Source organism: Pseudomonas sp. EB271-G4-1, from assembly GCF_058791355.1.
The window spans coordinates 37,169-58,151 of record NZ_JBYTEO010000038.1; the positions used below are offsets into that span (position 1 = coordinate 37,169).

Sequence of the window (20,983 nt, forward strand, 5' to 3'; positions counted from 1 at the left end):
TGTAGGAGCGAGCATGCTCGCTCCTACAGGGAAGGCGTCCGAAAGGTCCTACATATTGTAGGGACTAGACAGAACCCCAAATTCGGCCGATGATTTGCCCCGCAAAAACCACTCCACTTGCGAGAGCCCATCATGAGCAGAAAGCCATCTAAACATGGCCCCAACAAGGCCAAATCCATCGTCGCCCAGCCCTTGTTCCGCAGCCGCCAGGAACGCGCCGGCAAAGGCAAAGGCAGCTACCGCCGCGAAGCCTTCCAGTCTGACAACTGGGAGGCTTCTTACTTTCTGGCGGCCTGAAAGGCAAGCATTCGCTCAACATGTTAAGGTCTGTACCTGATTCGTTTGCCCTGGACCCGTGCATGCCCCTTTGTCTTTCCCGTCGTTGGCAGTTTCGCCAATTGATTGCTGCCTCCAGCCTCATTTTGCTAGTCGCCTGCGCGGAAAAACCCACCGCCGCCGACGCCCAGCCAATTCAGACCCTCCCTGTCGCCACCGCTCCGGCAGTCACCGCGCCCGTGGTTCCGAGCGGTGAAAACCTCGACATCCAGCCAACCCAGACCTTTGCCGAATGGCAGGCGGGTTTTCGCAAGGACGCCCTGGCCGCCGGTATCAGTGCCGGCCTGTTCGACCGCGCCTTCGCCAATGTCAGCTTCGACCCGGCCGTGATCCGTGCCGACCGCAGCCAACCGGAATTCGCAAAACCGGTGTGGGAATACCTCGATGGCGCCCTGTCGCCGCTGCGCGTTCGCAAAGGCCAGGCATTGGTCGACCAGTACGCTGGCATCCTGCAAAGCATCGAACAACGCTACGGCGTCGACCGCCAGGCGCTGGTCGCGGTGTGGGGCATGGAAAGCAACTTCGGCCAGTTCCAGGGCAGCAAGTCGGTGATCAACTCCCTGGCAACCCTGGCCTACGAAGGCCGCCGCCCAGGCTTCGCTCACGCACAATTGATCGCCGCCCTGCAAATCCTCCAGCAAGGCGATATCGAACCCGACAAAATGCTGGGTTCCTGGGCGGGCGCCATGGGCCAGACCCAGTTCATCCCGACCACCTACAACACTCACGCCGTGGACTTTGATGGCGACGGTCGCCGCGATATCTGGGGCAGCGCCACCGACGCCTTGGCGTCGACCGCCCACTACCTGCAAAGCTCCGGCTGGCAAAAAGGCCAGCCGTGGGGCTTCGAAGTGCAGTTGCCGGGCAACTTCAACTACGTTCTCGCCGATGGTTCGATTCGCAAGAGCGTTGCCGAATGGCGGCAAATGGGCGTAGTGCTGCCAAACGGCGGCCAGTTCCCGGCAGGCTCCGAGCAATTGTCCGCGGCGCTGTTGTTGCCAGCAGGCTACCGCGGCCCGGCCTTCCTGGTGCTCGACAACTTCCGCGCGATTCTCAAGTACAACAACTCGTCGTCCTACGCCCTGGCGGTGAGCCTGCTGTCCGAGCGATTCAATGGCGCAGGGCTGATCAGCGGCACGTGGCCCAAGGATGATCTACCCCTGAGCCGCACCGAACGGATCGAACTGCAAAACCTGCTGAGTGCGCAGAACTACGATGCGGGCACTGCCGACGGGATCATTGGTGCCAACACCCGCAAGGCGATCCGTAGCGCCCAGCAGTCATTTGGCTGGCCGGCAGACGGGTATCCGACGCACAAATTGCTGGAAGGGTTGCGTAACCGCTAAAGCTTTATCGCTGTAGGAGCGAGCATGCTCGCGATGAACCCGAGAACACCGCGGGGTGTCAGATTTCCCGCATTATCGTTCACGACCATCGCGAGCATGCTCGCTCCTACCTACCGCCTTACGACATTCTGCTCCAGAAACAGTTGCTGGCTCCCCGCATCCAGCTTCACCAAAGCGCCCATCGGCAGAGTCAGGTTCGGATTGCAGTGCCCGCTGCGCCACCCGGCCAGTACCGGGATGCACAAGGGTTCCAGGGTCTGCCTGAGCAATCGGTCCAGGGCCTGGGCCTCTACCCCCGCTATATCACCTACCAGAACCCCACGCAGCTTGTGCAGCACGCCCGCGAGGCGTAGATGGGTCAGCAGCCGGTCGATGCGGTACAGCGGCTCGTTGATGTCTTCGATAAACAGGATGACACCTGCTGCATCGATCTCGTAAGGCGTGCCCATGGTTGCAGCAATCATCGACAGGTTGCCGCCCAGAAGGCGCCCATGGGCGACACCCGGCACGATCGTCGTCAAGGGCCGGCCAACCGGATGGGCAAGCACCATGCCGGCCCTGTACTGGCCCCTGAGCATGTTGAAGAAGGAGGACTCGGTCGGTGGTAGCCGCTCACCCAGCAGATCGGCATTGAGCAGCGGGCCATGGAAGGTTACGAAACCCGCATAACGGCTGATTGCCAGGTGCAGCGCGGTAATATCGCTGTAACCGATGAATGGCTTGGCGTTTTGGCGTAGCAGCGGGAAATCGATGCGATCAAGCAACCGCGGCGTACCGTAGCCACCGCGCAGGCAAATGATGGCATCGACCTCAGGGTCAGTGAACGCGGCGTGCAGGTCATTGAGTCGCACTTCGTCGCTTCCGGCAAGATAGCCGTCCTTTTCGAACACTCCGGGAAATATCCGCAGCGAATACCCACGAGCACGCATCCAGGCGATGGCTTTTTTAGTGTCCAGCGCGGCCGGACCTGCAGGCGCGATAACAGCGATCAGGCCTTTCATCGGCAAAGCCGGTACAGGCGTGTGAGGAAGCAGCGTCGGGTCAGGTCTTGCGTTCATCCATGGATCTCCCTGCGTGAAAACATCAAACACACATTAGTCAGGAACGTAGACAAACAGAAGCGGATCAAGCATCGCGCAGTCGCAGGAAAAGACTGATGTCGCTGTGGGACAGGCAAAAAAAGCCCGCAAGGCCGATTGAACGTTGCGGGCTGTTTTTCATGACCGAATCAGGACGACATCAACTCGGCCTTGACCAGCTTGGCCTGCTCGTCGGCGTGGTAGGAAGAGCGTACCAGCGGGCCGGAAGCAACGTTCTTGAAGCCCATCTTGTAACCTTCCTCGGCGAACCAGGCAAAGGTGTCCGGGTGCACGAAACGCTGCACCGGCAAGTGGCTGCGCGACGGTTGCAGGTATTGACCCAGGGTCAGCATGTCGATGTCGTGCTCGCGCATGCGCTTCATGACTTCGATGACTTCTTCATCCGTTTCACCCAAACCCAGCATCAAACCGGATTTGGTTGGGATATGCGGCATCATCTGCTTGAAGCGTTGCAGCAGGGTCAGCGACCACTGGTAGTCCGAACCCGGGCGCGCGGCCTTGTACAGGCGCGGCACGGTCTCCAGGTTGTGGTTGAACACATCCGGTGGCTCGGCGGCGGTGATTTCCAGGGCGATGTCCATGCGGCCACGGTAGTCCGGGACCAGGGTTTCGAGCTGCACGTTCGGCGACAGCTTGCGGATCTCGCGGATACAATCGGCAAAGTGCTGGGCACCGCCGTCACGCAGGTCATCGCGGTCTACCGAGGTGATTACCACATATTTCAGTTTCAGGTCGGCAATGGCGATGGCCAGGCTTTCCGGCTCGTTGACGTCCAGTGGCTTCGGACGGCCGTGGCCAACGTCACAGAACGGGCAACGACGGGTGCAGATGTCACCCATGATCATGAAGGTCGCGGTTCCGCCGGAGAAGCACTCGCCCAAGTTCGGGCAGGAGGCTTCTTCGCACACACTGTGCAACTTGTGTTTGCGCAGCAACGCCTTGATACGGTCGACTTCCGGCGAGACCGGAATACGCACACGAATCCAGTCAGGCTTCTTCGGCAGCTCGGTGGTCGGAATGATCTTTACCGGGATGCGTGCAACCTTCTCGGCGCCGCGCAGCTTGACGCCGGCTTCAACCTTGGGACGCGGGGCCGGGCGCTCAGTGACATCGAGCGTCGGGATCATGGTTTGCACTGCATCAGTAGTCATATCAGTCGATTCCGCCCGTGAGGGTCGTCTGCTCAGCATAGTCGAGGTGTTTGACGAGCTGCGCGCGCAGCCGGGCACTTACCTCGGCAAATTCAATCGATCCTGCGTGATCGCTCAGCTGGGTCATCGCCAGCCCGGCGTAGCCGCAGGGATTAATCCGTCGAAACGGTTCCAGGTCCATGTCCACGTTCAGGGCCAGCCCATGAAAGGAACAACCGTGGCGGATCCGCAGACCCAGGGAGGCGATTTTCGCGCCATTGACGTACACGCCCGGTGCATCGGGCTTGGCCGCCGCCGTCACACCGTAGCTGGCGAGCAACTCAATGAGGCATGACTCCATGCGAGTCACCAGGTCACGCACGCCGAACCCCAGCTTGCGCACATCCAGCAACAGGTAGGCCACCAACTGCCCGGGGCCGTGATACGTCACCTGGCCACCGCGATCAACCTGCACCACCGGGATATCTCCCGGCACCAGCAAGTGCTCGGCCTTGCCGGCCTGGCCCTGGGTGAAGACTGGCGGGTGCTCGACCAACCAGATCTCGTCGGCGGCATCGCTGCCACGTTCGTTGGTAAAGCGTTGCATGGCATGCCAGACCGGCTCGTAAGCCATCTGGCCAAGTTCGCGAAAGCCCAGCGTGCCGGACATCACAGCACCATGTGCACGAAACCGGTGGCCCGCAGTTCGCTGTTGATGTTGTACAGCTGGTCCTGGTCGGTCGCAACGATGTGCAACTGGATCGTGGTGTATTTGCCGTTGGTGCTCTGGCGTTCATCCACACGGTCATGGTTGATCGTCGCATGCTTCTTGACGATCGCAATGATCTTGTCTTTGTTGCCCACACCGGTATCGCTGATCACCTTAACCGGGTAATCAACGTTGGGGAATTCGATCTTAGGCGCCTTTACTTCGGTATCGGTCATGGCGTAACGGCCTCGTAAGCGTAAGCCGTGGCGACGACAAGGCCCCGCGCCGGATCAGCACGAGACCTTGCAGGAGCACACTATCAGTTGAACAAGCCGTAGAAGAATAGACGGATGCTATCCCACATGCGACGGAAGATACCACCCTCTTCGACGCCATCCAGAGCGATCAGGTCGGCGCTGTGCACTACCTTGTCTTCCAGCTTGACTTCGACTTTACCGATCACGTCGCCCTTGGCGATTGGCGCAACCAGTTGCGGGTTCATGGTCATGCTGGCGGCGAGCTTTTTCAGCTGGCCTTTCGGCAGGGTCATGGTCAGGTCTTCAGCCAGGCCGGCCTTGACTTGATTGGTGGAACCCTTCCAGACAGGCGCCTGGGCCAGCTCGGCACCTTTCTGATAGAAGGTCTGGGTTTCGAAGAAACGGAAACCGTAGGTCAGCAGTTTCTGGGTCTCGGCGGCGCGAGCCACTTCGCTGTTGGTGCCGAACACCACGGCGATCAGGCGCATGCCGTCACGCACGGCCGAAGACACCATGCAGTAGCCGGCTTCGTCGGTGTGGCCGGTTTTCAGGCCATCGACAGTCTTGTCGCGCCACAGCAACAGGTTGCGGTTCGGTTGCTTGATGCCGTTCCAGAAGAACTCTTTCTGCGAGTAGATCGCGTAGTGAGCCGGGTCTTCGTGAATGATCGCGCGGGCCAGCACTGCCATGTCGTGAGCCGACGAGTAGTGTTCCGGGTTCGGCAGGCCGGTCGGGTTCATGAAGTGGCTGTTGGTCATGCCCAGGTCGGCCACGGTCTTGTTCATCATGTCGGCAAACGCGTCTTCGCTGCCGGCGATGTGTTCGGCCAGTGCAACGCTGGCATCGTTACCCGACTGGATGATGATGCCGTGCAGCAGGTCGCTGACGGTCACTTGCGAGCCGACCTTGATGAACATCCGCGAACCGCCGGTACGCCAGGCATTTTCGCTGACGGTCACCGGATCGTTTTCACCGATCTGGCCACGACGGATTTCGAGGGTCGCGATGTACGCGGTCATCAGCTTGGTCAGGCTGGCTGGCGGCAGACGCTGGTCACCATTGTTCTCGACCAGCACGTTGCCGCTGCTGGCGTCCATGAGCACGTAGGCCTTGGCGGCCAGTTGCGGTGGCGACGGCATCATCTCGACCGCGAATGCGGCAGGCGAGAGGAGCAGCGGGACTAGAAGGCACAGGCGTTTGGCAAAGGTGGTGATGTTCATCCGTCTCTCGAAATCGCTAATGGAAACTGCCCGAAGGCAAAACTAATCAGATGACTTTCTAACGAGTCATCGCGTATTCAGCTGCTCACTCTGTAACCCTTGCCGGGCTTTTGTTCTTCATAGAGCCAACAACCTGGTCCACCCCCCAAAACCGCAGATGAACCGTCAATCAAGTTCTACGTATTACTCCGTCACAACGCTGGGCGAACCCAGGTTGGCCAGGCGCACGCTGTTCTGCACTTGCTGGATTTCACCCGGCGAACCGATCGGCCCCAGGCGCACTCGATGCAGTGTCTGTTGATTGCGCACGATCGAGCTGATGAACACCGGAGTTTTCACCATCCCGCTGAGCTTGGACCTCAGCAACTCGGCAGCGTCCGGGTTGGCGAACGCGCCCACCTGCAGATACTGGCCAGACGCTGGTGCAGAAGCGTTTTTTTTTGCATCGGCAAGTTGAACAGGGACGACTGCGGCGGCGTGCTGCTGCGGCGGAGGTGTCCATTGCTCGATGGTGCCGGCCGAAGCCGTAATGACCGGGGCGTTATTCTGCGCGACTTGCGGTTCGTTGAGCATTAAAGGCGCCGGACGGCCCTTGGCAGCCCACCATTGCTGCGGGTCGATGCCTTCGACCTTGACCCGCGCGGTGCCGGTTTCGGCGTAGCCGAGCTTCTTGGCGGCGGCGTACGACAGGTCGATGATCCGGTCCGAATAGAACGGGCCGCGGTCATTGACCCGCAGGATCACAGTCCTGTTGTTGTCCAGGTTGGTCACCCGGACGTAACTCGGCAACGGCAAGGTCTTGTGTGCGGCGCTCATGCCGTACAGGTCATAGACTTCGCCGTTTGCGGTGTTCTGGCCATGGAACTTGGTGCCGTACCAGGACGCCGTACCCGACTGCACGTACGTCTTGGACTCTTGCAACGGAAAATAGGTTTTGCCCAGTACCGAGTAAGGGGCGGCCTTGTACGGGCCGGTGTGCAGGGTTGGCGTGGCGTCCGGGATGCGTGAAACGTCGACGTCCCACCATGGCGCGCCATCCTTGTGGGCACGGTTGATGTCCAGCCCCGGCGCCGAGCGTACGGCGGTGGACGACTTCTGCGTTGGCGCACGACTGGTGGAACAACTGGCAACCAGCATAGCCAACGCGGCAAATGCCATCAGCTTCAGGGGTTTATTCATAGGCAATGCCCGCATTACTTGACGCCCCGTGCTTGGACCAGCTGTTCAGACAGTTGATGTACGGCCATGGCGTACATCACGCTGCGGTTATAACGCGTGATCGCGTAGAAATTCTTCAGGCCCATCCAGTATTCAGGGCCATTGTCGCCTTCCAGGCGGAAGGCGGTAACCGGCATATCATCGCGCAGCGCATCATGACTTGACCAGCCCAGGGCCCGCAACTCTCCAACGGTTTTAGTCGGCTCGATACCGGTGGTCAAACCTTCGTCCACCTGTTCGCCGCGCACATCGGCGCGGCTGACCACCGGTTCGCCGGCGACCCAGCCGTGTCGCTTGAAATAACTGGCAACGCTGCCGATGGCATCGTCCGGGTTGTTCCAGATATTGATGTGGCCATCACTGTCGAAGTCCACCGCATAGGCGCGAAAGCTGCTGGGCATGAACTGCGGCAGGCCCATGGCACCGGCGTAGGAACCCTTGAGGGTCAGCGGGTCGACCTGCTCTTCCCGGGCCAGCAACAGGAATTCACGCAATTCCTTGCGGAAAAATTCGGCACGGGGAGGATAGTCGAAACCGAGGGTCGACAACGCGTCGATGACCCGGAAATTTCCGGTGTTACGGCCAAAAAACGTTTCAACGCCGATAATCGAGACAATCACCTGCGCCGGTACGCCGTATTCCTGTTCGGCACGGGCCAGCACTGCCTCATGCTGACGCCAGAAATCAACGCCACGGGCAATACGCGCATCGGTGATGAACATCGGCCGGTATTCGTTCCATTGCTTGACCCGCTCGGCGGGTTTCGAAATGGCGTCCAGGATCGATTGCTTGCGCTGCGCCTCGCGGAACACGCCCATCAATTGCTCACCGGCGAAGCCATAGTCGCGAGTCATCTCACCAACGAACTCGGCCACTTGGGGCGAGCCTTCGTAATCGCCTGCCACCGCCTGCTGCGCAGTACCAAGGATGCTTACCAGGCCGACCCATGGCGCGTATCGAGTCGCCCAGCCACGCATTACTTGCATTGAACTCTTCACCTTATTCAAACCTGCGCGATCCACTTGCGATGGGTATGGATCGACATCAAAACCCCAAACGCTGACAGCAGCGTCACCAGCGAAGTTCCTCCGTAGCTAATGAACGGCAACGGCACCCCCACCACCGGCAACAGGCCGCTGACCATACCGATGTTGACGAAAACATACACAAAAAATGTCATGGTCAAGGCGCCTGCCAGCAATTTGCCGAACAATGTCTGCGCCTGGGCGGTAATCACCAGCCCGCGACCGATCAACAGCAGGTAGATCAGCAACAGCGCGCAAATGCCCACCAGGCCGAACTCTTCGCCCAGCACCGCGATAATGAAGTCGGTGTGGCTTTCCGGCAGGAAATCCAGGTGTGACTGGGTGCCCAGCAACCAGCCCTTGCCGAACACGCCGCCGGAACCGATCGCGGCCTTGGACTGAATGATGTTCCAGCCGGTCCCCAGCGGATCACTTTCGGGATCGAGGAACGTCAGGATTCGCTGCTTCTGGTAGTCATGCATGATGAAGAACCACATGGCGATCGCCACGGGCACGGCGGCGGCCAGCACACTGAGAATCCAGCGCCAGCGCAAGCCGCCCATGAACAGAACGAAAGCGCCGCCCGCCAGGATCAGCAGCGACGTGCCGAGATCGGGCTGGCGCACGATCAGGATGAACGGCACGCCAATCAGCATCAGGCTGACACCCACGTGCTTGAGCTGCGGCGGCAGCGTGCGCTTGGACAGATACCAGGCGATGGTCGCCGGCATGAGGATCTTCATGAATTCCGAAGGCTGGAAGCGCACCACCCCTGGAATGTTGATCCAGCGTGTGGCCCCCATGGCGTTATGCCCCATGATGTCCACCACCAGCAACAACATCACCCCGACCACATAACCCAGCGGCACCCACCGCGCCATGAATCGCGGCTCGAACTGGGCGATGACGATCATCGACACCAGGCCGATACCGAACGAAGTGGCTTGCTTGGCCAGCAGGTCCCAGCTTTTGCCACTGGCCGAATACAGCACGAACAGGCTGCCGGCGGCGAGGGTCAGCAACAGGATCAGCAACGGTCCATCGATGTGCAGGCGCTGCAACAGCGTGGCACGGCGGCGCATCACATCCTCGCTGGAGAGCATGCGATCGAAATTATTCATCACGGGCGGTAGCCTCTGCGGTAGTAGGGCTGGCGTATTCGGCCTTGAGATGACCGTTCTGGTCCAGCAACCAGGCGTCCATGATTTGACGCACCACCGGCGCGGCCACGCCGGAGCCGGACTCACCGTTCTCGACCATCACCGAGACCACGATCTTCGGATCGTCGGCCGGCGCGAAGCCAACGAACAGGGCGTGGTCGCGATGACGTTCCTGGACCTTGGATCGGTCGTACTTCTCGCCCTGCTTGATCGCCACCACCTGGGCCGTACCACTCTTGCCGGCAATCCGGTATTGCGCGCCGATCGAGGCCTTGCGCGCGGTGCCTCGGGCACCGTGCATGACCTGTTGCATGCCATGGTTGACCCGCGTCCAGTCCGCCGGGTCACGCAGGATGATGTCCGGCATCGGGTTCTCATCCACCGGCTTCTCGCCTTCGATGGTCTTGGCCAGGTGCGGACGGTTCCATACGCCTTTGTTGGCCACCAGTGCCGTGGCCTGGGCCAACTGCAATGGCGTCGACTGCATGTAGCCCTGCCCGATCCCCAGAATCAACGTTTCACCCGGGAACCACGCTTGTCGGCGGGTCGCACGCTTCCATTCGCGGGTCGGCATCAGCCCTGGCGATTCTTCGAACATGTCCAGGGAGACTTTCTGGCCAATGCCGAACTTGGTCATGTACGCCGACAACCGATCGATCCCCAGCTTGTGGGCCAGGTCATAGAAGTACGTATCGTTGGAACGCATGATTGCCGTATCGAGGTCGACGAAGCCGTCGCCGGTACGGTTCCAGTTGCGGTATTTGTGGTCGTAGTTGGGCAGCATGTAGTAACCCGGGTCGAACACCCGCGATGAAGCAGTCACCACACCCGCATCCAGCCCCGCGATCGCAACGGCCGGCTTGATGGTCGAGCCCGGCGGGTACAGGCCACGCAGGACACGGTTGAACAGCGGTCGGTCGATGGAGTCGCGCAGCTCGGAATAGGCCTTGAAACTGATGCCGGTGACGAACAGGTTCGGGTCGAAACTCGGCTGGCTGACCATCGCCAGCACTTCGCCGGTTTTCGGATCCAGTGCCACTACCGCGCCACGACGACCACCGAGTGCAGCTTCGGCGGCTTCCTGCAGCTTGATGTCCAGGCTCAGGACGATGTCCTTGCCGGAAATCGGTTCGGTGCGCTTGAGCACTCGCAACACACGGCCGCGAGCGTTGGTCTCGACTTCCTCGTAACCCACCTGGCCATGCAATTGCGGCTCGTAGAAACGCTCGATGCCGGTTTTACCGATGTGGTGAGTGCCGCTGTAATTGACCGGATCAAGCGACTTCAACTCTTTCTCGTTGATCCGTCCCATGTACCCCACCGAGTGCGCAAAGTGCGCCCCCTGCGGATAGTGACGGACCAGCTGCGCGACCACTTCCACCCCGGGCAGGCGGAACTGGTTCACGGCAATCCGGGCGATCTGCTCTTCAGTCAATTCAAACAGGATCGGCACCGGCTCGAACGGCCGTCGCCCCTGGCGCATGCGCTTCTCGAAAATCACCCGGTCCTCGGGCGTCAGCTCCAGCACCTCGACGATTACATCGAGCACTTGCTGCCAGTCGCCGGAGCGCTCGCGGGTCATGCTCAGGCTGAAGCTGGGCCGGTTGTCGGCAATCACTACGCCGTTGCGGTCGAAAATTAACCCGCGAGTCGGCGGAATCGGTTGCACATGGACGCGGTTGTTTTCCGACAGGGTCGAGTGGTATTCGTACTGGATGACCTGCAGGAAATACAGGCGCGCAATCAGCACACCAATCAGCAGCACCACCGCAATAGCCCCGAACACGACGCGGCCACGCACCAGACGGGCGTCTTTTTCGTGGTCCTTGATGCGGATCGGTTGGGACATGAGGGCAGAACTACTTGTGGTAAGGGTGACCGGACAACACTGTCCAGGCACGATACAGCTGCTCGCCGATCAAGATTCGCACCAGCGGGTGCGGCAACGTCAGCGGTGATAGCGACCAGCGCTGATCGGCACGGGCGCAGACTTCCGGCGCCAACCCCTCAGGCCCGCCGACCATGAAATTTACCGTGCGCGAATCCAGCCGCCAGCGATCGAGCTCGACCGCCAGCTGCTCGGTGCTCCAGGGCTTGCCGTGGACTTCGAGGGTGACAACGCGCTCATTGGGCCCGACCTTGGCCAGCATGGCTTCGCCTTCCTGACGGATGAAGCGTGCCACGTCGGCGTTCTTGCCACGGGTATTGAGCGGTATTTCCACCAGTTCCAGCGCCAGCTCGGACGGAAGACGCTTGGCATATTCATGCCAGCCTTCTTCCACCCATTTGGGCATGCGTGAACCGACGGCGATCAGTCGCAGTCGCACAGCCGTTCCTTATTCCTGGTCTTTGTTGAGCTTGGTGAAATGCTCGTGACCAACTTCAGGGCTGTGGTGTTTGCCATCGGCGGCACGGCTCTGCTCGGCACCTTTCCACAAGCGCTCCAGGTCGTAGAACTGGCGGGCATTGGAGGTCATCATGTGGACGATCACGTCGTCCATGTCCAACAGGACCCAGTCGCTGTCGCCCTTGCCTTCTTCACCCAGTGGTTTGATGCCCAGGGCCTTGACCGCTTCGCGGACCTTGTCCAGCATCGCGCCGATCTGGCGGTTGGAGGTACCGGTGGCGATGATCATGTAGTCGGTGATGCTCTGCTTGTCACGAACGTCGATGACCAGCACGTCCTGGGCCTTGACGTCTTCCAGGGCAGCGACGGCGATCTTGACCAGCTCGTCGCCTTTTGGCGGCTCGGCTGCCAGGACCTTCTCAGGCAGCGGGGCGCTCTTGAACGTGCCTTTACGCTTAACTTTGTTTACGTCGTTGTTCGTCATATAAAACTCGTTTTGCTCGTATGTTCGGGCGCTTCAATACACGTTGTTGCCACGTGCCTTGAGGCACTCCTATTCAGTTCGACGCACGGTAAAGCCCGTGCGCATCGATGTAGGCCAGGACCGCGTCGGGCACCAGGAAACGTACCGACTTACCGCTGGCCAGCAGTTGACGGATCTGGGTGGCGGATACCGCGAGCGGCGTCTGCCAGACGAATGCAATCTGTCCGCTCGACCCTTTGAGGGCCAGCGGGTCGCTCACCGAGCGCGCTGCCAGCAGGTTGCGCAAGGCATCCGGCGGTTCGCTGTCGGCATCCGGGCGTTGCAACACCAGGATATGGCAATGCTGGAGCAACTCTTCCCAGCGGTGCCAAGTGGGCAGGCCGCAAAATGCGTCCCAACCCAAAAGCAGAAAAACCTGGGTCTCGGCGGGCATTTCGGCGCGCATCGACTCCAGGGTATCAATGGTGTAGGACGGCTTGTCCCGCTGCAATTCGCGGGCGTCTACCACCAACGGTGCCACTCCGGCTACCGCGCACTTGACCATCGCCAGCCGGTCCTTGGCCGATACCTGCGGCGTACCCCGGTGGGGCGGCCGGGCATTTGGCGTCAGGCGCAGTTCATCGAGCGCCAGGGTTTCGGCGACTTCCAGCGCACCACGCAAATGGCCGATGTGCACCGGGTCGAAGGTCCCGCCCAGTACACCGATGCGTCTGGGTCGAGGCGCGCTGGCGGTTACCGGGGCTGACGGGGCGAAGTCGCCCAAGTCAGGCCGGCTCCTGTCCGCGCAACTGGCCATCACCCACTACCACGTACTTCTCGCAGGTCAAACCTTCGAGACCGACCGGGCCGCGGGCGTGCAGCTTATCAGTAGAAATGCCGATCTCGGCACCCAATCCGTATTCAAAGCCATCGGCGAAGCAGGTCGGGGTGTTGATCATCACCGACGAAGAATCGACTTCAGCCACGAAACGCCGGGTGTCGCCCTGGTGTTCGCTGACAATCGAATCGGTGTGATGGGATCCGTAATGGTTAATGTGCTCGATGGCCTGGTCAAGCCCATCGACCACGCGGATCGACAGGATAGGCGCCAGATACTCGGTGCTCCAGTCCTCTTGCGTGGCCGGCAGGGCATCGATGATTGCCCGGGAGCGTTCGCAGCCGCGCAGTTCGACGCCTTTTTCGCGGAACTGGGCAGCCATCGCCGGTAAGAAATCTTTCGCAACGGTTTGATCGACCAGCAGCGTTTCCATAGCACCACAGATGCCATAACGGTAGGTTTTGGCGTTGAATGCGATGCGCTGGGCCTTCGCCAGATCGGCGTGCTCGCCCACGTAGACGTGGCAGATACCGTCCAGATGCTTGATCACCGGCACTCGAGCGTCACGACTGACGCGCTCGATCAGGCCACGGCCACCACGGGGCACGATGACGTCGACGAACTCAGGCATGCTGATCAGCGCGCCGACGGCAGCGCGATCGGTGGTTTCGACCACTTGCACCACGGCGGCCGGCAGATCGGCCTCGGCCAGGCCGCGCTGGATGCAGGCGGCGATGGCACGATTGGAATGAATGGCTTCGGAGCCGCCGCGCAGGATGGTCGCGTTGCCGGACTTCAGGCACAGGCTGGCGGCATCGATGGTCACGTTCGGTCGCGATTCGTAGATGATCCCAATCACGCCCAGCGGCACGCGCATCTTGCCCACCTGGATACCCGACGGACGATAGCTCATATCGCGGATCGCACCGACCGGGTCGGGCAGCGCCGCGACCTGTCGCAGACCCACGATCATGCCGTCGATTCGCGCCGGGGTCAGCGCCAGGCGCTCGAGCAGGGCCGGTTCCAGACCATTGGCGCGGCCAGCCGCCAAGTCCAGCTCATTGGCAGCGGTCAATTCGCCGCGGGCAGCATCCAGCGCATTGGCAGCGGCCTGCAACGCGCGGTTCTTCTGCGCGGTACTGGCACGGCCGATGACGCGGGAAGCCTCGCGGGCGGCGCGACCCAAACGGGTCATGTAGTCAAGAACGGACTCAGTCATGGTCTGGAGTGGTCTTTGATTAGGTCTTGGTAAAGAGTAAAGCGGCAGATTATAGCTGTCGCGTCCGCCGACTAACAGCGGTGACGGGCGGATGGTCGAAATCGAGGGCAATTTGCCGACGTTCAGCCGGGATTAAGCAGCAAATTGTTATCATCACGACTCACTCAGCCTTGATAAACGCTGCCCACCATGTCCAACTTGCCTGTTCATGTGTCCTCCGCGAGCCTGCCCAAGGGCCTCCCAGACGCGTTTTTCGACCGCGACGCGCAAATTCTCGCCCGCGACTTGCTGGGCAAAGTCATTCGTCATCGGGTCGGTGATCTGTGGCTCAGCGCGCGGATCATCGAGACAGAAGCCTACTATTGCGCAGAAAAAGGCAGCCACGCCTCCCTCGGCTATACGGAAAAGCGTAAGGCTTTATTTCTGGATGGCGGGCACATCTATATGTATTACGCCCGCGGAGGTGACTCGCTGAACTTCAGCGCCCAGGGCCCGGGTAACGCAGTGCTGATCAAGTCCGCCTATCCTTGGGTCGATGAACTGAGCGGACCTTCGAGCCTGGCGCAGATGCTGCTGAACAACCCCGACGCCCAGGGCCGCCCTCGCCCGTCGCAAAAGCTTTGCGCGGGGCAAACGCTGCTGTGCAAGGCCCTGGGCCTGAAAGTGCCGGTCTGGGACGCCAAGCGCTTCGACCATGAGGTGCTGCTGGTGGAAGACGTCGGCCAGACGCCCGCCCATGTTATCCAGGCCACGCGCCTGGGCATTCCCCATGGGCGCGACGACCACCTGATGTACCGCTTCGTTGACGCGGCCTATGCCGCCTATTGCACGCGGAACCCGCTGCGGCGGGGCCAGGTCGAAGGTCGCGACTACATCCTGCTGTGAGCCCGGTCCCTGTAGGAGCTGCCGCAGGCTGCGATCTTTTGCTTTTAAAGGGTCAAGATCAAAAGATCGCAGCCTGCGGCAGCTCCTACAGAGGTTTGTGGTGTTGTGTAGATTTTGTTCGCCCGCCAAGGGCCACTTGAATTCAATGGAGTTGTTTTTATGGGCCCATGGCTCGATAGCGTGACCGGTTGGTTGACGGTCAACCCGCAATGGTTGGCGGCAGCGGTATTTATCGTGGCCTTTGTCGAGTGCCTGGCGATTGCCGGCCTGATCGTGCCGGGCACGGTATTGCTGTTCGCCGTGGCGGTACTGGCCGGCAGCGGCGCGCTGTCGCTGAGTGAAACGCTGCTGCTGGGGTTTCTCGCCGGCGTGCTGGGCGACGTGGTCTCGTATTTCCTCGGCCGACACTTCCATCAGAACATCCGGCGCCTGCCCGGCTTGCGTCATCACCCGGAATGGATCGCCGGGGCCGAGGCGTATTTCCAGCGCTATGGCATCGCCAGCCTGCTGGTCGGACGCTTCATCGGCCCCTTGCGCCCCATGTTGCCGATGGTCGCCGGGATGTTCGACATGCCGTTCCCACGGTTCTTTGCGGTCAGCCTGCTAGCCGGTGCGGGCTGGTCGGTGGCGTACCTGCTACCGGGATGGGCCACGGGCGCGGCGATTCGCCTGCCACTGCCCGAAGGCTTCTGGCCTGAAGCCGGCATCGTCGCCGGCAGCATTACACTCATGATCGGGCTTAGCGCCACCAGCAGCCTGCGCCGCCATCGCAAGGCCACGGTGTTCATTGCCTGCATGAGCTTGCTGATTCTGGCGGGCCTGTTTATCGGCTATCCGCATCTGAATGCCCTCGACCAAGGCGTGATGACCCTGGTGCAGGAACACCGCAGCCCGATGCTCGATGAAGTGGCGGTGGTCTTCACCCTCATCGGCGAATTCCGCAACATGCTGATCTTCAGCGCCTTGCTGGTGGTGCTGCTGCTGGTTACACGGCAATGGCGCCAGCTGATCTTCGCCACCACCACCCTGCTTTGCACCGCCCTGGGCAACACCCTGACCAAACACTTCTTTGCCCGCCTGCGCCCCGAAGTATTGAGCGACCCGCTGACCAGCTACAGCATGCCCAGCGGCCACGCCTCCGGGTCATTCGCGCTGTTCCTGACCCTCGCCGTACTGGCCGGCCGCGGACAACCCCCGCGCATGCGCCTGACCTGGCTGTTGGTGGCGTGCCTGCCGGCGCTGGCAATTTCCCTGTCGCGGGTTTACCTCGGCGCACACTGGCCGACAGATGTGCTGGCAGGAGCGATGCTGGCATCGTGCGTCTGCGCCGCGAGCCTGTGGCTCAGCCAGCGCCAGACCTCGCTGAACGCCATGCCGCCAAAAGTCTGGTGGCTGGTGCTGCCGTCACTGGTGGCATTGTTCGGGTTCTTCATATTGAGGCATTTGCCACATACGATGTTGCGGTACGCGTATTAGCCAAAAGCAAAAGATCGCAGCCTGCGGCAGCTCCTACAGAATGCATACCAAATTCATGTAGGAGCTGCCGCAGGCTGCGATCTTTTGGCCGCGTCAGGCGAACAACTCGCCCTGCAACTCATCCAGCAACGCCTGAATCGCATCCAGCCGCTGCTGCGGATCATCGAGTTGCAACAGATCGATCTTGTCCTCTTCGGCGAAGGGCAACAGGTACGCCAACTGGTTGGCCAGTGATTGCTGGCCCGCCGCTTCGGTACCCATGTTCAGCGCTTCGACCATCGGGTGTTCGGCCAGGGCCTTGAGCAAGGCCACCAGGTCGGCATCTTCGTCCTGCAGGGGTTGCTCGGGCTCGTCTTCCAGCCATTCGACCTCGGCCAGGATCAGTTGGTCGCGCTGGACTTCGGTAGACAACACTTTGAACCGTCGCCCGCCCTCGACCCGAATACCCAGCAGGCCGTTGTCCTGCTGCTGAAAATCGGTGATACGCGCTTCACAACCGACCATGGCAAAGCCCTGCGGCGCGATACCGACTTCACTTCCCTCAAGGATGCACACCACGCCAAAGCCGCCGCCCTGTTTCATGCAGCGACCGATCATGTCCAGGTAACGCGCCTCGAAGATCTGCAGGTCGAGGATGCAACCAGGAAACAACACCGTGTTCAGCGGAAAAAGCGGCAGACTCATAGACATATTCCTTACACCACCATCGACACCGCCAACGGCAGGAATACCGCCGTGGCCACGCCCATCAAACTCATCGCCAGCGCCGCGAAGGCGCCGCATTCGTCACTTTCCTGCATCGCTACCGCAGTGCCCACCGCGTGGGCGGTCATGCCCAGTGCCATGCCGCGAGCCTCTGGACTGTGGACACCGAGCCGGGTCAACAGACTCGGACCGAAGATCGCCCCGATCACTCCGGTGATCAAAACGAACACCGCCGCCAGCGCGGCGACACCACCAATCTGCTCGGCCACCAGCATGGCGATAGGCGATGTTACCGATTTCGGCGCCATGGTCATCAGGATCATGTGTTCGGCCCCGAACCACCAGCCCAACAGCACCCCCATGCATGTGGCGACCACACCACCTATCACCAGCGTAGTAAATATCGGCCAGAACAACTGTCGAATCCGCCGCAGATTGAGGTAAAGCGGCACCGCCAGCGCGACCGTCGCGGGGCCGAGCAGAATACTCAGGATCTCAGTGCTCTTGCGGTACTCGGCGTAGGTCAGGCCGCAGCCCACCAGCACACCGATCACCAGCAACATGGAGACCAGCACGGGCTGCAAAAAGATCCAGCGGGTTTTCTCGAACGCTGCCAGTACCAGCTGATAGGCACCGAGCGTGATGCCGATACCAAACAACGGATGATGAATCACTGACGTCCAGGCGCCGTGCCAGTCAAGGATCATTGGCCGTCCTCAGGATGAACATGGCGCTTGACCATGCGCTGCATGAGGACTCCGGCGAACGCCATCGACAGCAACAATGACAACACCAGCGCGCCGACAATCGCCCAGAAATCGGCGGCGATGTCCGCGGCGTACACCATCACCCCCACCGCCGGTGGCACCAGCAGTAACGGCAGGTAGCGCAGCAGGCTGCTGGCTGCAAGGTTCAACGGCTCGCCGACCTGGCCACGACCGATGAGAAATATCAGTAACAGCAGCAGACCGATAATCGGCCCCGGCAGGAAGGGTAAAAACAAATGGTTGGTCGCGGTACCGAGCAATTGGAACAGCACCAGCCAGGTCAGGCCACGTAACAACATCAATGATCCCCCGCAAAATCCGTCACCCGCATTGGCCGACGCATTATAAGCACGCTTGCGCTATGGATCGGCATTCGCCATAAGCATGGTCAGTTGACCGCAGCGTTTTGCCATGGTGATCTAAAGTGGTAATCCGGGAGGTCAAATCCCCCCACCTAAAAACTATAAAACCGATGAACCCAAGGAGAGTCTCAATGCCCTTTGTACCTGTTGCAGAGCTCAAAGATTATGTCGGCAAGGAACTTGGATGTTCCGAATGGCTCACCATCGATCAGGAACGCATCAACCTGTTCGCCGAAGCCACAGGGGACTTCCAGTTCATCCATGTCGACCCGGCCAAAGCCGCGCAAACGCCATTTGGCAGCACCATCGCCCATGGTTTCCTTTCGCTGTCGCTGATTCCAAAATTGATGGAAGACATCCTCGTCATGCCCGAAGGCTTGAAGATGGTGGTCAACTACGGCCTGGATAGCGTGCGTTTCATTCAGCCGGTCAAGGTCGACTCGAAGGTGCGCCTCAAGGTCGAACTGTCCGAGGTCACCGAGAAAAAACCCGGCCAATTGCTGCTCAAGGCCATCGCCACACTGGAAATCGAAGGCATGGAGAAACCGGCGTACGTCGCCGAATCCCTGTCACTCTGCTTCGTGTAAGCCCTGTCGGTGCGAAGCAGCACACGCTGTTTCGCACCAGATGCTTTTCTACCGGCTGTATATGGACACATGGCTGCGGCATACTCGGTCGCCTAATTGCCCGGAACCCGCTATGCGCCCACTTGCACTCCTCGCCTTGACCCTGATGCTCACCGCTTGCGGCGACGGCGAATCGCTATTGCCCGCGGACGCCCGCCTGCCGGACGGCGGACGCTATCGCGGAGACCTGGTCAACGGATTGCTGCAGGGCCAGGGCCGTATCGATTACCCGAACGGCAGCTGGTACGCCGGCGAGTTCGACCAGGGCCAATGGCATGGCCAGGGTGAGTGGCATGGCAGTAATGGCGAGGCTTATCGCGGCCAGTTCAAGCAAGGCCTGTTTGACGGCCAGGGAACCCTGACCACCAACGCCGGCAGCTACAACGGCGGTTTCAAGCTTGGCCGTCGCGACGGCGAAGGCACCCTCAAAGAAAACGGCATGATCTACCGCGGCGAATTCAAGGCCGATCAATTTTCAGGGCTCGGTCGCCTGGAACTCGAAGATGGCAGTGCCTATCAGGGCCAATTCGCCCACGGCAAGCCCAACGGCGAGGGCCAGCGCAGCGACGGCAGCGGCAATCAATTCACCGGACACTTCGTCGACGGTCAGCTGGAAGGTAACGGAACCTTCAACAGTGCGGAAGGTGACATCTATGTCGGCGCGTTCAAAAACAACCAATTGCACGGCAAGGGCCGTTATGAAAATGCCGATGGCGACGTATGGCTGGGTCAATTCAAGGAAGGCTCGCTAAACGGCAAGGGCGAATTGATCGGCGCCGACGGCAGCCACTACATCGGCCACTTCAATGACTGGCGCTTCAGCGGCCAAGGTCGCTTGAACCTGGCCGACGGTAGTTTCTACACCGGCCAATTCGACAACGACACTTATTCCGGACGCGGCACCCTGGTCCTCACCGACGGCGCCGTGCTCAGTGGCACCTGGATCAACGGCCAGCGGGTGCGCGACGCCGAAGGCAAATTACTGCCAGACACCCTCGAGCTGGGTTTGCTGGCCCAGGGACGCTTGCTCGAAGAAGCGTTTACCAACGTCCCAGCCTCAACCCCGGCGGTGGAGCTGTACACCCTGACCCTTGGCGGCGATGGCAAGCAGAGTGTTTTCCTGCGTGAATCGGACTATGTCGCGAACATGCTCACCAGCCGTTTCGGTGCCTATGGCCAAATCCGCCTGGTGAACCATCGCGACCACCTCGGCGACCGGCCGATGGCCACCCGCGAGAACCTGAGGCGCTCCGCCGTGACGCTGGCCGAACGCACTGGCCCGGAAGACCTGATTTTCATCTACCTGACCAGTCACGGCACCAGCGAGCACGAACTGGTGCTCGACCAGCCGCGCATGGAACTGGCCGATCTGCCGGCCGACGAGCTTGCCGCCGTCCTCGCCCCACTGAAAAACCGCGACAAGATCATCGTGATTTCGTCCTGCTACTCCGGCGGTTTCATCCCCGCCCTGAAAGACGAACGCACCCTGATCATGACCGCCTCGCGCGCTGACCGCGTGTCTTTCGGTTGTTCCGAAGAAGCCAACTTCACCTACTTCGGCGATGCCCTGTTTGCCCGGGCACTGAACCAGACCGATGACCTGGAGCAAGCCTTCAAACTGGCCAAGGCCACGGTTGCCGAGCGCGAGCTGACAGACAATTTCGAAGCCTCCGAACCGCAGATCTGGGCGCCTAGAACCGTGCTCTCGCACTGGCAACTGTTACGCAAGCAGCAGGCAAGAAAAGCCCTGCAAAGTGTTTCCATTGACAACAAGGATGCAAAGAACAACTAAGC

At 60.6% G+C, this 20,983-nt stretch carries 22 protein-coding genes; 6 read left to right on the forward strand and 16 right to left on the reverse strand.

Going from position 1 to position 20,983, the window contains the following annotated elements; genetic code table 11:
• Positions 1 to 132: 132 nt before the first annotated feature.
• Positions 133 to 297 carry an alternative ribosome rescue factor ArfA gene (gene arfA, locus AC3WWR_RS19295; protein ID WP_020798749.1) on the forward strand — a complete coding sequence of 55 codons (165 nt, stop codon included), beginning with the start codon at positions 133 to 135 and terminating at the stop codon, positions 295 to 297.
• Positions 298 to 359: 62 nt separating this feature from the next.
• On the forward strand, positions 360 to 1,682 hold the full coding sequence (locus tag AC3WWR_RS19300; protein WP_033044787.1) for a lytic murein transglycosylase: 1,323 nt from the start codon (positions 360 to 362) through the stop codon (positions 1,680 to 1,682).
• A gap of 110 nt (positions 1,683 to 1,792) precedes the next feature.
• Here AC3WWR_RS19300 and AC3WWR_RS19305 read toward each other — a convergent pair whose 3' ends face one another.
• The 13 genes from AC3WWR_RS19305 to AC3WWR_RS19365 all read right to left on the reverse strand — a co-directional run bounded on the left by AC3WWR_RS19305 (position 1,793) and on the right by AC3WWR_RS19365 (position 14,368).
• Positions 1,793 to 2,740 carry a S66 peptidase family protein gene (locus AC3WWR_RS19305; protein WP_033044786.1) on the reverse strand — a complete coding sequence of 316 codons (948 nt, stop codon included), beginning with the start codon at positions 2,738 to 2,740 and terminating at the stop codon, positions 1,793 to 1,795.
• A 170-nt stretch (positions 2,741 to 2,910) separates the two neighbouring features.
• Positions 2,911 to 3,909: a lipoyl synthase gene (lipA, locus tag AC3WWR_RS19310; protein WP_162276382.1), complete on the reverse strand. Its 999-nt coding sequence runs from the start codon at positions 3,907 to 3,909 to the stop codon at positions 2,911 to 2,913.
• Positions 3,910 to 3,934: 25 nt separating this feature from the next.
• Complete coding sequence (lipB, locus tag AC3WWR_RS19315; protein ID WP_020798753.1) at positions 3,935 to 4,582, reverse strand: lipoyl(octanoyl) transferase LipB; 648 nt, start codon at positions 4,580 to 4,582, stop codon at positions 3,935 to 3,937.
• Positions 4,582 to 4,857 (reverse strand): DUF493 domain-containing protein, encoded by a 276-nt coding sequence (locus AC3WWR_RS19320; protein WP_020798754.1) that lies wholly within the window; start codon positions 4,855 to 4,857, stop codon positions 4,582 to 4,584. Before AC3WWR_RS19320 ends, lipB begins: the two co-directional genes overlap by 1 nt.
• Positions 4,858 to 4,940: 83 nt before the next feature.
• Positions 4,941 to 6,098, reverse strand: coding sequence for a D-alanyl-D-alanine carboxypeptidase family protein (locus AC3WWR_RS19325; RefSeq protein ID WP_020798755.1), 1,158 nt, complete (start codon positions 6,096 to 6,098; stop codon positions 4,941 to 4,943).
• Positions 6,099 to 6,281: 183 nt separating this feature from the next.
• Complete coding sequence (locus AC3WWR_RS19330; protein WP_033044785.1) at positions 6,282 to 7,292, reverse strand: septal ring lytic transglycosylase RlpA family protein; 1,011 nt, start codon at positions 7,290 to 7,292, stop codon at positions 6,282 to 6,284.
• Positions 7,292 to 8,302 (reverse strand): lytic murein transglycosylase B, encoded by a 1,011-nt coding sequence (mltB, locus tag AC3WWR_RS19335; protein WP_020798757.1) that lies wholly within the window; start codon positions 8,300 to 8,302, stop codon positions 7,292 to 7,294. Before mltB ends, AC3WWR_RS19330 begins: the two co-directional genes overlap by 1 nt.
• Positions 8,303 to 8,319: 17 nt before the next feature.
• Positions 8,320 to 9,423, reverse strand: a complete 1,104-nt coding sequence (gene rodA, locus AC3WWR_RS19340; protein ID WP_050511646.1) for a rod shape-determining protein RodA — start codon at positions 9,421 to 9,423, stop codon at positions 8,320 to 8,322.
• A gap of 31 nt (positions 9,424 to 9,454) precedes the next feature.
• Complete coding sequence (gene mrdA, locus AC3WWR_RS19345; RefSeq protein ID WP_020798759.1) at positions 9,455 to 11,350, reverse strand: penicillin-binding protein 2; 1,896 nt, start codon at positions 11,348 to 11,350, stop codon at positions 9,455 to 9,457.
• Between the two features lie 10 nt (positions 11,351 to 11,360).
• Positions 11,361 to 11,828, reverse strand: a complete 468-nt coding sequence (gene rlmH / locus AC3WWR_RS19350; protein ID WP_007937439.1) for a 23S rRNA (pseudouridine(1915)-N(3))-methyltransferase RlmH — start codon at positions 11,826 to 11,828, stop codon at positions 11,361 to 11,363.
• 9 nt (positions 11,829 to 11,837) lie between these two features.
• On the reverse strand, positions 11,838 to 12,332 hold the full coding sequence (rsfS, locus tag AC3WWR_RS19355) for a ribosome silencing factor (protein ID WP_020798760.1): 495 nt from the start codon (positions 12,330 to 12,332) through the stop codon (positions 11,838 to 11,840).
• 73 nt (positions 12,333 to 12,405) lie between these two features.
• On the reverse strand, positions 12,406 to 13,128 hold the full coding sequence (nadD, locus tag AC3WWR_RS19360) for a nicotinate-nucleotide adenylyltransferase (RefSeq protein WP_492598961.1): 723 nt from the start codon (positions 13,126 to 13,128) through the stop codon (positions 12,406 to 12,408).
• Positions 13,097 to 14,368 (reverse strand): glutamate-5-semialdehyde dehydrogenase, encoded by a 1,272-nt coding sequence (locus tag AC3WWR_RS19365; protein ID WP_020798762.1) that lies wholly within the window; start codon positions 14,366 to 14,368, stop codon positions 13,097 to 13,099. The genes nadD and AC3WWR_RS19365 overlap by 32 nt, the downstream gene beginning before the upstream one ends.
• A gap of 189 nt (positions 14,369 to 14,557) precedes the next feature.
• On the opposite strand from AC3WWR_RS19365, the gene AC3WWR_RS19370 reads away from it, so the two are divergent.
• Together AC3WWR_RS19370 and AC3WWR_RS19375 are read left to right on the forward strand one after the other, a co-directional pair.
• Positions 14,558 to 15,253, forward strand: a complete 696-nt coding sequence (locus AC3WWR_RS19370; RefSeq protein ID WP_020798763.1) for a DNA-3-methyladenine glycosylase — start codon at positions 14,558 to 14,560, stop codon at positions 15,251 to 15,253.
• A 159-nt stretch (positions 15,254 to 15,412) separates the two neighbouring features.
• The gene (locus tag AC3WWR_RS19375) at positions 15,413 to 16,729 is read left to right on the forward strand and encodes a bifunctional DedA family/phosphatase PAP2 family protein (protein WP_033045410.1); all 1,317 of its coding nucleotides are present in this window, start codon (positions 15,413 to 15,415) and stop codon (positions 16,727 to 16,729) included.
• A 93-nt stretch (positions 16,730 to 16,822) separates the two neighbouring features.
• Here the strand turns inward: AC3WWR_RS19375 and AC3WWR_RS19380 are convergent, their stop codons facing one another.
• From AC3WWR_RS19380 to AC3WWR_RS19390, 3 genes are read right to left on the reverse strand one after another with little or no spacing between them, the layout of a single operon-like run.
• The gene (locus tag AC3WWR_RS19380) at positions 16,823 to 17,413 is read right to left on the reverse strand and encodes an LON peptidase substrate-binding domain-containing protein (RefSeq protein WP_020798765.1); all 591 of its coding nucleotides are present in this window, start codon (positions 17,411 to 17,413) and stop codon (positions 16,823 to 16,825) included.
• Positions 17,414 to 17,424: 11 nt separating this feature from the next.
• The gene (locus tag AC3WWR_RS19385; protein ID WP_008065952.1) at positions 17,425 to 18,141 is read right to left on the reverse strand and encodes an LrgB family protein; all 717 of its coding nucleotides are present in this window, start codon (positions 18,139 to 18,141) and stop codon (positions 17,425 to 17,427) included.
• Positions 18,138 to 18,500, reverse strand: coding sequence for a CidA/LrgA family protein (locus AC3WWR_RS19390; protein ID WP_033045411.1), 363 nt, complete (start codon positions 18,498 to 18,500; stop codon positions 18,138 to 18,140). The genes AC3WWR_RS19385 and AC3WWR_RS19390 overlap by 4 nt, the downstream gene beginning before the upstream one ends.
• A gap of 194 nt (positions 18,501 to 18,694) precedes the next feature.
• Here AC3WWR_RS19390 and AC3WWR_RS19395 point away from each other — a divergent pair, with 194 nt between their 5' ends.
• Together AC3WWR_RS19395 and AC3WWR_RS19400 are read left to right on the forward strand one after the other, a co-directional pair.
• Complete coding sequence (locus tag AC3WWR_RS19395) at positions 18,695 to 19,150, forward strand: MaoC family dehydratase (RefSeq protein ID WP_168758994.1); 456 nt, start codon at positions 18,695 to 18,697, stop codon at positions 19,148 to 19,150.
• Between the two features lie 112 nt (positions 19,151 to 19,262).
• On the forward strand, positions 19,263 to 20,981 hold the full coding sequence (locus AC3WWR_RS19400; protein ID WP_033045413.1) for a C13 family peptidase: 1,719 nt from the start codon (positions 19,263 to 19,265) through the stop codon (positions 20,979 to 20,981).
• Positions 20,982 to 20,983: the final 2 nt, after the last annotated feature.

Excerpts from the sequence above, each read along its gene's own strand:
- arfA (WP_020798749.1), top strand. The coding sequence starts at position 133 with ATGAGCAGAAAGCCATCTAAACATGGCCCCAACAAGGCCAAATCCATC.
- AC3WWR_RS19300 (WP_033044787.1), top strand. The coding sequence starts at position 360 with ATGCCCCTTTGTCTTTCCCGTCGTTGGCAGTTTCGCCAATTGATTGCT.
- AC3WWR_RS19305 (WP_033044786.1), bottom strand. The coding sequence starts at position 2,740 with ATGAACGCAAGACCTGACCCGACGCTGCTTCCTCACACGCCTGTACCG.
- lipA (WP_162276382.1), bottom strand. The coding sequence starts at position 3,909 with ATGATCCCGACGCTCGATGTCACTGAGCGCCCGGCCCCGCGTCCCAAG.
- lipB (WP_020798753.1), bottom strand. The coding sequence starts at position 4,582 with ATGTCCGGCACGCTGGGCTTTCGCGAACTTGGCCAGATGGCTTACGAG.
- AC3WWR_RS19320 (WP_020798754.1), bottom strand. The coding sequence starts at position 4,857 with ATGACCGATACCGAAGTAAAGGCGCCTAAGATCGAATTCCCCAACGTT.
- AC3WWR_RS19325 (WP_020798755.1), bottom strand. The coding sequence starts at position 6,098 with ATGAACATCACCACCTTTGCCAAACGCCTGTGCCTTCTAGTCCCGCTG.
- AC3WWR_RS19330 (WP_033044785.1), bottom strand. The coding sequence starts at position 7,292 with ATGCGGGCATTGCCTATGAATAAACCCCTGAAGCTGATGGCATTTGCC.
- mltB (WP_020798757.1), bottom strand. The coding sequence starts at position 8,302 with ATGCAAGTAATGCGTGGCTGGGCGACTCGATACGCGCCATGGGTCGGC.
- rodA (WP_050511646.1), bottom strand. The coding sequence starts at position 9,423 with ATGCGCCGCCGTGCCACGCTGTTGCAGCGCCTGCACATCGATGGACCG.
- mrdA (WP_020798759.1), bottom strand. The coding sequence starts at position 11,350 with ATGTCCCAACCGATCCGCATCAAGGACCACGAAAAAGACGCCCGTCTG.
- rsfS (WP_020798760.1), bottom strand. The coding sequence starts at position 12,332 with ATGACGAACAACGACGTAAACAAAGTTAAGCGTAAAGGCACGTTCAAG.
- nadD (WP_492598961.1), bottom strand. The coding sequence starts at position 13,128 with ATGGCCAGTTGCGCGGACAGGAGCCGGCCTGACTTGGGCGACTTCGCC.
- AC3WWR_RS19365 (WP_020798762.1), bottom strand. The coding sequence starts at position 14,368 with ATGACTGAGTCCGTTCTTGACTACATGACCCGTTTGGGTCGCGCCGCC.
- AC3WWR_RS19370 (WP_020798763.1), top strand. The coding sequence starts at position 14,558 with ATGTCCAACTTGCCTGTTCATGTGTCCTCCGCGAGCCTGCCCAAGGGC.
- AC3WWR_RS19375 (WP_033045410.1), top strand. The coding sequence starts at position 15,413 with ATGGGCCCATGGCTCGATAGCGTGACCGGTTGGTTGACGGTCAACCCG.
- AC3WWR_RS19380 (WP_020798765.1), bottom strand. The coding sequence starts at position 17,413 with ATGAGTCTGCCGCTTTTTCCGCTGAACACGGTGTTGTTTCCTGGTTGC.
- AC3WWR_RS19385 (WP_008065952.1), bottom strand. The coding sequence starts at position 18,141 with ATGATCCTTGACTGGCACGGCGCCTGGACGTCAGTGATTCATCATCCG.
- AC3WWR_RS19390 (WP_033045411.1), bottom strand. The coding sequence starts at position 18,500 with ATGTTGTTACGTGGCCTGACCTGGCTGGTGCTGTTCCAATTGCTCGGT.
- AC3WWR_RS19395 (WP_168758994.1), top strand. The coding sequence starts at position 18,695 with ATGCCCTTTGTACCTGTTGCAGAGCTCAAAGATTATGTCGGCAAGGAA.
- AC3WWR_RS19400 (WP_033045413.1), top strand. The coding sequence starts at position 19,263 with ATGCGCCCACTTGCACTCCTCGCCTTGACCCTGATGCTCACCGCTTGC.